The sequence below is a fragment of the Streptomyces hirsutus genome, from assembly GCF_001418415.1.
Lineage (GTDB): Bacteria > Actinomycetota > Actinomycetes > Streptomycetales > Streptomycetaceae > Streptomyces > Streptomyces hirsutus.
The window spans coordinates 1-10046 of the sequence record NZ_LIQT01000140.1 but is presented as its reverse complement, the minus strand read 5'-3'; the positions used below and the strand labels follow the sequence as shown (position 1 = coordinate 10046).

The 10046-nt window shown below is 72.0% G+C and carries 11 protein-coding genes and 1 pseudogene; 8 read left to right on the top strand and 4 right to left on the bottom strand.

The window, feature by feature from the left end; translation table 11 throughout:
* Positions 1-202: pseudogene (locus tag AOK11_RS10985) on the bottom strand (NERD domain-containing protein); the annotation flags it as partial.
* Between the two features lie 100 nt (positions 203-302).
* Between AOK11_RS10985 and AOK11_RS10980 the strand changes: the two are divergent.
* Together AOK11_RS10980 and AOK11_RS46390 are read left to right on the top strand one after the other, a co-directional pair.
* Positions 303-809, top strand: coding sequence for a protein-tyrosine phosphatase family protein (locus AOK11_RS10980; RefSeq protein ID WP_055593475.1), 507 nt, complete (start codon positions 303-305; stop codon positions 807-809).
* Positions 810-1003: 194 nt separating this feature from the next.
* The gene (locus tag AOK11_RS46390; RefSeq protein WP_055593474.1) at positions 1004-2155 is read left to right on the top strand and encodes a hypothetical protein; all 1152 of its coding nucleotides are present in this window, start codon (positions 1004-1006) and stop codon (positions 2153-2155) included.
* Between the two features lie 75 nt (positions 2156-2230).
* Here the strand turns inward: AOK11_RS46390 and AOK11_RS10970 are convergent, their stop codons facing one another.
* Complete coding sequence (locus tag AOK11_RS10970; RefSeq protein ID WP_055593473.1) at positions 2231-3037, bottom strand: SGNH/GDSL hydrolase family protein; 807 nt, start codon at positions 3035-3037, stop codon at positions 2231-2233.
* Between the two features lie 902 nt (positions 3038-3939).
* Between AOK11_RS10970 and AOK11_RS10965 the strand changes: the two genes are divergently transcribed.
* The 4 genes from AOK11_RS10965 to AOK11_RS10950 all read left to right on the top strand — a co-directional run bounded on the left by AOK11_RS10965 (position 3940) and on the right by AOK11_RS10950 (position 7829).
* Complete coding sequence (locus AOK11_RS10965; protein ID WP_055593472.1) at positions 3940-4761, top strand: glycosyltransferase family 2 protein; 822 nt, start codon at positions 3940-3942, stop codon at positions 4759-4761.
* 38 nt (positions 4762-4799) lie between these two features.
* Positions 4800-5852: a glycosyltransferase family 2 protein gene (locus AOK11_RS10960; protein ID WP_055593479.1), complete on the top strand. Its 1053-nt coding sequence runs from the start codon at positions 4800-4802 to the stop codon at positions 5850-5852.
* A complete protein-coding gene (locus AOK11_RS10955) occupies positions 5845-6645 on the top strand; it encodes a polysaccharide deacetylase family protein (RefSeq protein ID WP_055593478.1) in 801 nt (266 codons plus the stop codon). The genes AOK11_RS10960 and AOK11_RS10955 overlap by 8 nt, the downstream gene beginning before the upstream one ends.
* Positions 6646-6731: 86 nt before the next feature.
* Positions 6732-7829: a DUF5925 domain-containing protein gene (locus AOK11_RS10950; protein WP_055593477.1), complete on the top strand. Its 1098-nt coding sequence runs from the start codon at positions 6732-6734 to the stop codon at positions 7827-7829.
* Positions 7830-7900: 71 nt separating this feature from the next.
* On the opposite strand, the gene AOK11_RS10945 is transcribed toward AOK11_RS10950, so the two are convergent.
* Positions 7901-8269, bottom strand: coding sequence for a GntR family transcriptional regulator (locus AOK11_RS10945; RefSeq protein WP_055593476.1), 369 nt, complete (start codon positions 8267-8269; stop codon positions 7901-7903).
* A 71-nt stretch (positions 8270-8340) separates the two neighbouring features.
* On the opposite strand from AOK11_RS10945, the gene AOK11_RS10940 reads away from it, so the two are divergent.
* Positions 8341-9270: a GNAT family N-acetyltransferase gene (locus tag AOK11_RS10940; protein WP_055593471.1), complete on the top strand. Its 930-nt coding sequence runs from the start codon at positions 8341-8343 to the stop codon at positions 9268-9270.
* The gene (locus AOK11_RS10935) at positions 9251-9751 is read left to right on the top strand and encodes a ribonuclease FAU-1 family protein (protein ID WP_055593470.1); all 501 of its coding nucleotides are present in this window, start codon (positions 9251-9253) and stop codon (positions 9749-9751) included. The genes AOK11_RS10940 and AOK11_RS10935 overlap by 20 nt, the downstream gene beginning before the upstream one ends.
* On the opposite strand, the gene AOK11_RS10930 is transcribed toward AOK11_RS10935, so the two are convergent.
* The coding region (locus AOK11_RS10930; protein ID WP_157869322.1) for a class I SAM-dependent methyltransferase at positions 9740-10046 on the bottom strand (307 nt) is incomplete at its 5' end. The two genes, AOK11_RS10935 and AOK11_RS10930, sit on opposite strands and share 12 nt — an antisense overlap.

The following is a 10046-nucleotide window of genomic DNA, read 5'->3' as shown; positions in this document are numbered from 1 at the left end:
GGACCGGGGGCGGACCGACCGTGACCGGGCCGGTGAGGAAGGGGCCGAGCGCTTCGAGCACCTCCGCCTCGCGGTCCTCGCCGAGCAGGTTGACCCTGGCCGCGTCACGGTCGTACCAGGCGATGTTCCCGCCGTCCGGGAGGCAGACGTACAGCCGCTCCCGGCCGTGCCGCCAGGTCGGTACGACGCGCAGACCGTTCATGCACCATCACCCCACCTTCCATGGGAACAGGCGGGTGCTCCGGGGGCAAGAACCCGGCTACCTTTGAGAGCCCTTGGGCTGTGATACTGGGGAGGCACCGTTGCATACCCGCGGGAAGCAACCCGACGTACCGGCACCGGACACTCCGTGGGACGAGATCGCACCCGGCCTGTGGATGGGCGGGCACCAGTTCAGGGCCCGGACCGGGCGGCTGGAGTTCGCATCCGTGCGCCAGGAGTTCGATCTCGTGCAGACGCTGCTGCGGCTGCCGGGGCACGGACCGGACCCCGGGGTCGAGCACCATGTGTGGCCGATCCCGGACGGGCCGCTCGACGGGACCCAGCTCCTGGGGGTCATCCGGCTCGCCGAGGCGGCGTGCGAGGCACTGGACGACGGCCGCAAGGTCCTGGTGCGCTGCTATCACGGATACAACCGCTCAGGACTGGTCGTCGCGCACGCGCTGATGCGCCGGGGCAGCTCCGCCGAGGAGGCGATCCGGCTGATCCGGGCCCGCCGCTCGGGCTGGGCCCTGCACAACGACCTGTTCGTCGACTACCTGCGGGCCGGACTGCCGACGGCCCGGCTGCTGGAGGAGCTGACGGAGTAGAGGGGCGGGACGCCGTGGAGTGTGCGCGTCGGCCGGCCTGACGCTTCCTCAACACGGGGCTGTCACCAGCGACGACGCGAGGTGATCCGGACGGCCGTCCCCGATGGCGCACCAAGGCGGGCGGGGGCGGAGGGCTGCTCCTAATGTGGCGCTTAGTCACCTTGTAACCCTTCGCCCCCATATGGAGGTACTTCATGTCACGGCACTCGCCGCACCCACCGCTCGCCCCGCGCCCCCGCCTGCTCCGCCGTCTGCCGATGACGCTGGCCGTCGGCACCCTGGCCCTCGCGGCCGCCGTCGTCCCCGCCATCGCGAGCGACACACTGGGCAATGACGACGAGTCGGGCTGGAGCCAGCAGGGCGGCAACGGCGACAACGGCGACTGGGACCAGCAGACCGGCGACGGCGGCACAACCGACCAACAGGGCGACAACGGCGACTGGAACCAGCAGACCGGCGACGGCAACGGTGACGGCGGCGACTGGGGCAACGGCAACAACAACGGTGGCGGCAACGACGGCGGCGGCAACGACGGAGGGGGCGGGGGCGGCAACGGCGGAGACAACGGCGACAGCGACTGGAGCAACGGCGGCGGCCACGGCAACAATGACGGCGTCGGCAACGACGGTGGGGGCGGAGGCGGCAACGGCGACGGCGACTGGAGCGACGACGTCGGCAACAACGGAGAGGGCGGAGGCGGCAACGGCGACGGCGACGGCGACTGGAGCAACGGCGTCGGCAACAACGGTGGGGGCGGAGGCAACGACGGAGGGGGCGGCAACGACGACGGAGGCCACGGCAACGGTGGCGGCGGAGGCAACGGCGACGGCAACGGCAACGGCAACGAGGGCGGAACCGGGCGGACCGGCGGCGCTGCTCCGACGGCCTCCGAGCACGACGGCGAAAAAGGCGAGGGGAACGGCGACGACGACGGCGAGAGTCCCCCACCGCAGCAGTCGGTGCGGGTGACGGTGAAGGGCACGCACACGGAGTACTCCGGTGCCTGTCCCCCGCCGAAGGAGCAGTCGCCCTCGTTCACGGCGACGTTCACGGTGGGGCGGCTGCCCGCGGAGGTGTCCTACCGCTGGGTGGGCGAGGACGACTCGGTGGCCGACCCGGGGTGGCGGACGCTGTCGTTCCCGGAGGGCGGCGGGCGCACGAAGCAGGACACGGTGATCGTGACGACGTACCTGGAGTCCGGGACGCTGGAGAACAGCATCGGGGTGGAGGTGCGGGAGCCCGTGCACACGACGTCGGACCCGGTGCCGTTCTCGGTGACGTGCGAGACGGAGACCCCGCCGGACGGGGCCTCCTCCTCTCCTGCCGGTTCGGCGGCCGCTCCCTGAGGGACGGGGGATTCGGCAGTGGGGTGACGTTGCGTCGAGGGAGCCGCCCATGGGGAAGACGGCTCCCCGGGCGGATCAGACCGCGTTGTTGAACGCCGGGAGGTAGCCGCCGGACTGGCCGGCCGCCTTCGGGTGGTAGGACTCGCCGATGTTGGTCCAGTTCACGCTGTGCAGCCAGGAGCTGCCGGAGCAGATCTCGTGGCCGGTGAACGGGGAGCGCACGTCGGCGAAGGTGAAGCCGTGGGCGTTGACGCGCTGGGCGGTGGTGCTGTTGAGGAGGTCGGCCGCGTCGTTGATCGCCGCCCGCTTGTTCTCGGAGAGGCCGACGCAGGTGGCGCCGAGCTTGTAGAAGCGGGGGTAACCGAGGACGACGACCTTTGCGTTCGGGGCCCGGTTGCGGATGGCCGAGTAGACGTTGTTGAGCTTGCCGGGCAGCGTCGAGGTGACGTACGACCGTGCGGTGTTGATCCGGGAGAGGCAGGTGCTCTCGGACTGGAGCACACAGGTCGTCATGACGTCGGCGAAGCCCGCGTCGTTGCCGCCGACACTGAGCGAGACCAGACCGGTGCTGCTGCTGAGCGGACCGAGCTGCGACGCCAGAACTTCATCCGTTCGGGCGCCCGAGCAGGCGGTGAAGTCGAAGGACGAGGGTGAGTTCGCGGCCTGCCAGAGGTAGGGATAGGCCTTCGTGCTGCGCTTGCAGTCGCCGCTGGAGCTGATGTAGCTGCCCGCTCCGACGCCGGAGGAGTAGGAGTCGCCGAGCGCCACATAGCCGCCGACAGCGGCTTGTTGGGACGCGTGCGCCGCGGCCGCCCCGGTGAAGGCGGTGACGACGGCGAGGAGGATGGAACCGAGATAGACGGAAAGTCGGGAACGTCTCATGGAACCTCCCTTTAGCAGGATCTCTGCCTCAACCTTCATAGCGACTACGCGCGTTGACTGGAAGTGTCCATGCCAAAAATGCTGACCCCTCCTCAGGACCCCCGCAACCTGTTCACCACGCAACCACCAAGTCACCACCGGGTGACCACCACCGGGGCCTCATCGGACCACCATCGGGCCGCCATCGACTCGCCGACGAACCGTCACGGGGCCGCCGCCGGACCGCCGTCGCCGGCCACCGGAACATCTGTTCAATCCCGGACGAATTCAGGCCTTGGGGCCGTTCGACCCTTGACGCCCACAACGGGCTGCGTCAGATTGAAGCCCGGCATCCGACGCTTCGGGGGGCAAAGTCGGCCATGCAGACCATCCGCACCCGCACGCCTCTTCGCGTGAGCCACCACCGCACGGTCACAGCCGCACGGCCGGAGCCGCTCGGCCTGAACCGACCGACCGCCCCCGAGGCGTGGTTGCATCCGTACGCCACGGCGGCATGCTGGTGGCCGGGGGATGGCCAGAGGCACACGTAACAGTCAAACCAACAAAAACGTGAGTCCTGGTTTCAGGTCTTGCCATACGGGTTCAATCGTCAATACCGTCATACATTGCAATACATCTCACCCGCATCGGTCCGTCAGCAAGCGGCTCCAGGGGAGGGCTCAGGACCGCGACGTACCGGCGCGGGGCGCGGTAGGGGGGTGCCGTGCTCGGTGACCGCAAGGGATACCGGGCCGGGCCGCGCGGTCGGCCGGCGTATGCCGTGGTCGGCCAGTTTTGCCAGCTCACCCGGCGTGCACGGGGCTTCTTCGCGTCGTGCGCGGGTGAGAACCCCCCTTTCGAACCGGACGAATAGCCGGGCTGCCCAGGGGCGGGCGGCCCACCGGACGAGAGGGACCAGACTCATGAGTTCCGTTCTGCAGCCGGCGACCGCGGACCAGAATCCGCCGGCCGCCGAGAAGTACCGGCCCGTCTCCTCGCACCTGGCCATCGCACCGCCGGTGAGCGTGGTGATACCGGCCATGAACGAGGCGGAGAACCTGCCGTACGTCTTCAAGACGCTTCCCGACTGGATCCACGAAGTGGTCCTGGTCGACGGCAACTCCACCGACAACACCGTCGAAGTGGCCCGGGAGTTGTGGCCGGACGTCAAGGTCGTCGAACAGCGAGGCAAGGGCAAGGGGGACGCCCTGAACACCGGGTTCCAGGCCTGCACCGGCGACATCATCGTGATGGTCGACGCGGACGGCTCGGCGGACGGCAACGAGATCGTGTCGTACGTCTCCGCCCTCGTCTCGGGCGCGGACTTCGCCAAGGGGTCCCGCTTCGCCAACGGCGGCGGCACCGACGACATGACCTTCATCCGCAAGCTCGGCAACCGGATCCTGTGCGGTGTCGTCAACCGCAAGTTCGGCGCCCGCTACACCGATCTCTGCTACGGCTACAACGCGTTCTGGCGGCACTGCCTGGACAAGATCGACCTCGACTGCACCGGCTTCGAGGTCGAGACCCTGATGAACATCCGGGTCGTCAAGGCAGGGCTGAGAGTGCAGGAGATACCCAGCCACGAGTACCTGCGCATCCACGGCACGAGCAATCTGCGGGCCGTGCGGGACGGGTTCCGCGTCCTCGGGGTGATCCTCGGGGAGCGCTCCAACCGGCGTGCGCTGCGCCGCCGTCCGCACCACTCCCCGCTGCTCGACACGGTCCGGGGGAAGGTGTCTTGAGCGAGCCCGGCACCACGGGTGCTCCGGGCGGGCCGGGCGTGTCCGACGCGTCCGGCCCGCCCGGCATCTCGGTCGTGATCTGCGCCTACACCGAGGACCGCTGGGAGGACGTCCTCGCGGCGGTCGCCTCGGTGCGGGCGCAGTCCCGGCCGGCCCTGGAGACCCTGCTGGTCGTGGACCACAACGAGGTCCTGCTGGACCGGCTGGCCAAGGAGTACCAGGACACCGACGACGTGCGGGTGCTCGCCAACGCGGGCCCCCGCGGCCTGTCCGCGGGACGCAACACCGGCATCGCCGCCTCGCGCGGCGGGATCGTCGCGTTCCTCGACGACGACGCCGTGGCCGAACGCGACTGGCTCGGGCACTTCGCCGAGGCGTACGCCGATCCGCGCGTGATGGCGGTCGGCGGGCGCACCGAACCCCTCTGGGCGTCGGGGCGGCGCCCCGGCTGGTTCCCCGAGGAGTTCGACTGGGTCGTGGGCTGCACCTATCGGGGCCTGCCCCCCGGACGCGTACGGGTGCGCAACGTCCTGGGCGGCAACGCCTCCTTCCGGCGTGCCGCCTTCGACGCGGCGGGCGGCTTCGCCACCGGGATCGGACGGGACGGGAACAAGCGTCCGCTGGGCGGGGAGGAGACGGAGCTGTGCATCCGCCTCAGCCGCGCCCGGCCCGACGCGGTCCTGCTGATCGACGACCGTGCGGTGATCCACCACCGGGTGCCCGAGGCGCGCGAGCACTTCCGCTACTTCCGCACCCGCACCTACGCCGAGGGCCTGTCCAAGGCGCTGGTGGCGCGCAGCGTCGGCGCCGGGAAAGGGCTGGAGTCGGAACGCCGTTACACCACGCGGGTCCTGCCGGCCGGGGTGGTGCGGGGGCTGCGGGACGCCCTGCTGGCCCGGCCGGGCGGCGCGGGTCGCGCGGGCGCGATCGTCGCCGGGGTACTCACGGCGGCGGGCGGATACGTGGTGGGAAGCGTGCGGGCCCGGCGGGGCGGGGTCACGTTCTCCGTGGTCGACGTGTCGGCCCCGGAGGGCGGGGCGCACCGCGAGGGAGAGCGCCCGGGCGGGGAGCGAAGGGGTGCCCGTGGCTGACGAACGGGTGCCGATCCTCATGTACCACTCGGTGGCCGCCGACCCGAGCGACGCCACCCGCGCGCTGTCCGTGACCCCGCAGGCGTTCGCCGAACAGATGGCGGTGATCGCCGCGCGGGGCCTCACCCCCGTCGACACGGCCGAACTGGCCGCCTGCTGGCGCACCGGGAGGCCGCTGCCCTCCCGGCCGGTCCTCATCACGTTCGACGACGGTTACGAGGGCGTGCACCGCCACGCCCTGCCGGCCCTCGCCGAACACGGCTTCCCCGCCACGCTGTTCGTCTCCACGGGCTGGCTCCGGGGGCCCTACGACACCGGCGGCGGCCTGGACACCATGCTCGACTGGGACCAGGTCCGCGAACTGGCCGCCGCGGGCGTGGAGATCGGCGGCCACAGCCACAGCCACCCGCAGCTCGACCAGCTCGACGACCGGCGGCTGCGCTCCGAGCTGATCCTGTGCAAGGAGATCGTCTCGGACCAGCTGGGCCGCGTGCCCACGTCGTTCGCCTATCCCTACGGCTATTCCAGCCGCCGGGTGCGCGAGGCGGTACGGGAGACGGGGTACGCGCAGGCCCTCGCCGTCGGCAACGGGCTCGCCCGTCGCGCGCAGGGGCCCTACGCGCTGCGGCGTGTGACCGTGCGCCGGTCGACGGACGCCGCCGAGTTCGAGCGGCTGGTGGACGGCCGCGACCTCACCCGCGTCTTCGTCCGGGACCGGGCCCTGACCAAGGGGTACGCGGTGGTCCGCCGGACGCGGCACGCGCGGCGGCTGGCGGCGCACGTCCGGCGGTGACACAAGCACGCGGCGCACGTCACGCGCCCCGCGCGCCTCGAGGAAACCGGGTGCGCGGGGGCGTCCGTGTGCCCGATCATGACGGTATGCCTGCGAACCCGCGCGACGCACTGCCGATCCGGCTCAACGTCGACGACAGCGACTCCCCGTCCGATGTCGTCGACGCGCTGTTCCTCGGCCGCTTCGCGACGGGCGAGCAGCCGTTCTCGCACGCGGCGAACATCGACCGCGTGCGCTCCGGCGCGACCCTGCTGCCGACGGGCGCCGAGGTGCTGCGGGCCGCCCGGGACGGCGACCGCAGCGCCACCCTGGCCCAGGGCGACGGCTGGACGCTGCTGATCTCCCGCTGGAGCCGGGGCGCCGACGTCACCGTCACCGCGACCACCGCCGAACTCGCGGCGAAGATCCTCGACGAGGCCACGGACGGCGCGGCCGACGAACCGGAGCCGCAGCCGGAGAACGTCACCATGGGCTTCTGGTACGTGTCCCCGCGCCGCGGCCCGCACCGCACCACCCGGCAGATCTCCGCGGGCACCTGGGACGAGGTCCGGCCCAACTACACCGCGCCGGTGGCGGACGCCATGGACCGCCTGATGAAGACCACGCCGGAGGACATCGCGGGCCGGCTGCTCCTGCTGCACGGCCCGCCGGGCACAGGCAAGACGTCCGCGCTGCGCACGCTGGCCCGGTCCTGGCGGGACTGGTGCCAGGTGGACTGCGTCCTGGACCCGGAGCGGCTCTTCTCCGACGTCGGCTATCTGATGGACATCGCGATCGGCGAGGAGGACGAGACGACGGGCAAGGGGCGCTGGCGGCTGCTGTTGCTGGAGGACTGCGACGAGCTGATCCGCGGCGAGGCCAAGCACACGGCGGGACAGGCCCTGTCCCGGCTGCTGAACCTCACCGACGGCCTGCTCGGCCAGGGCCGCAACGTCCTGGTGGGCGTCACGACCAACGAGGACCTGGAGCGCCTCCACCCGGCCGTCGTCCGCCCGGGACGCTGTCTCGCCCGGATCGAGGTCGGGGCGCTGACCCGCACCGAGGCGGTGAACTGGCTGGGCCACGAGGACGGCATCGGCCGCGAGGGCGCCACCCTGGCCGAGTTGTACGCCCTGCGCAGGGGCACCTCCCCGACGGCCCTGCCGGAACCTCGCGGGAACGCGGAGGCGGGGCTGTACTTGTAGGGACGGGGCACGGAGGCACGGGAACCGGGCCGGCGCCGCCTGTTCCCCCGCTCCCGCGCAGCCTCCCGCGGTTACGCCTCGTACGCCGCCCGCAGCGCGTCCCGGGCGGCTGCCAGGGCCGCGTCCTCGTCCAGCCCGAGCCGTCGCGCCCGCTCCGCGTACGTCTGGGCCGCCGCCGCGACCTCGCGCTCCGCGGCCGAGCCCGCGGCGGCGACGAACGTGCCGTTGCGGCCGCGGGTCTCGATCACGCCGTCCGCCTCCAGCGCGCGGTAGGCCTTGGCCACCGTGTTCGCGGCGAGGCCGAGCGCCTGGGCCAGGCCCCGTACCGTCGGCAGCCGGTGGCCCACCGGCAGCACCCCCGACCGGGCCTGTTCGGAGATCTGGGCCCGCACCTGCTCGTACGGCGGCGCGCTGTCGTCGATGTGGATCTTCAAGGTCACGGCCCGATTGTCCCGCACCCGGCGGAAAATGAGAGGCAGCCGCAGCGCCTCCCCCCGTAGCGTGCACCTCCGTGACTGTGACCGTCCGCGCTCTTCGCTCCGCTGCCCGTGCCGACCTCGAGGGCTTCGCCCGCGTCCGGCACGAGGCTCTGCCGTTCATCCTCCTCACACCGGACTCCCTGGCCCATGACCTCACCCGTATGCACCCCGCCGCCCACTACCGTCCCCTGGTCGCCGTGGCCGACGGCGAGGTGATCGGCACGGCGCAGGTGCACCTGCACCACGAGAGCTCCGAGCCGGGCCAGGGCAACGTCAACGTGTACGTGCATCCCGAGCACACGCGCCGGGGTGCCGGGACACTGCTCGTGCGCGCCGCCGAGGAGCACCTGGCCGCGCACGGGGCGACCAGACTGTTCGCCTGGGTGCTGGACGAACCGGGCAACCGCGCCTTCGCCGAGCGGCACGCCTACCGGGCGAGCCGCGCCGCCCACTTCCTCCGCCTGGACCTGGCGAACGGCACCCTCCCCCCGCTCCAGGACCCGCCGCCCGGCGTGGAACTGCGCACGGGCTCGGACTTCGCCGACGACCCGCGCCCGCTGTTCGCACTGGACGCGGAGACGACGGCAGACGAACCGAGCGATGGGGAAACGGAGCTCACCGACTACGAGGCCTGGCTGGAGGAGACCTGGAGGCACCCGCTGTTCAGCCCCGAGCTGACCTCGGTGGCGGTGGTGGCCGGCCGGCCCGCCGCCTTCTCCGCGGCCCGCACGGACGACGGCACCCGGTACGGCACGGTCATGACCGGTACCACACGGGCCCACCGCGGCCGGGGCCTGGCCAAGCTCGCCAAGAACGACTCCCTGCACCGCGCCCGCGCCGCCGGGTACGCGGAGGCGTTCACGGGGAACGACACCGGCAACGAACCGATGATCGCGATCAACGAGTGGTTCGGTTACGAGGTCTGCGCCACGGAGGTGCGGTATGTCCGTGAACTCGGCTGAACGTCCGGCACTCCTGGACGTCGTCCTCGTCAAGGCGGGGCGCACGAAGATCAGTTACCCGGCCGAACTGCTCGCCGACGACGGCACCCGCGTCACCGTGCGCGCCCCCTGGGCGGGTGACGGCGTACGGGACTTCGGCTTCGTGCGCTTCGAGCCCGGTGACGTCTTCACGGAGCACTACTGGCGCGACCGGTGGTACGCGGTGAAGGAGGTGCGCACCGCCACGGGCACCCTCAAGGGCCACTACTGCGACGTCACCCGCCCGGCCGAGCTCTCGGCCGGCCGACTGCTGGTCGAGGATCTCGACCTGGACCTGTGGGTCTCGGCGGACGGCACCGACGTACGGCGGCTGGACGAGGACGAGTTCGCGGCGAGCGGCCTGACCGCGGCGGATCCCGGGGCCGCGGCCGCCGCGGTGGCCGCCCTCGACGAACTGGACGCCCTGGCCCGAGGGGGCGGGCTCGGTGCACTACTCGCGTGAGGGTCCGGGTCGGTCCGGCACCGTGATCACGGCGTAGCGCTCGTCGTCCACGTCACGGCCCCACAGCGCCGCGTCGTCCGACAGCCGCTCCACGCCCGTCCGTCCACCGAGCGGAGCCAGGAGGGCGGTGAGCAGGTCCGCGGGTATCCCGACCGGGCTCACCGTCCCCCACACCCCTTCGACCAGGACGAGTCGCCCGCCGGGGCGCAGCAGCCCCCGCCAGTGCCGCAGCGCCCGGCCGGGATCGGGCAGCGTCCACAGCACATGCCGGACCAGGACGACGTCGTGGCACCGC

Coding starts and splice junctions, on each gene's coding strand:
- AOK11_RS10965 (WP_055593472.1), top strand. CDS start 3,940: ATGAGTTCCGTTCTGCAGCCGGCGACCGCGGACCAGAATCCGCCGGCC.
- AOK11_RS10935 (WP_055593470.1), top strand. CDS start 9,251: ATGTCCGTGAACTCGGCTGAACGTCCGGCACTCCTGGACGTCGTCCTC.
- AOK11_RS46390 (WP_055593474.1), top strand. CDS start 1,004: ATGTCACGGCACTCGCCGCACCCACCGCTCGCCCCGCGCCCCCGCCTG.
- AOK11_RS10970 (WP_055593473.1), bottom strand. CDS start 3,037: ATGAGACGTTCCCGACTTTCCGTCTATCTCGGTTCCATCCTCCTCGCC.
- AOK11_RS10950 (WP_055593477.1), top strand. CDS start 6,732: ATGCCTGCGAACCCGCGCGACGCACTGCCGATCCGGCTCAACGTCGAC.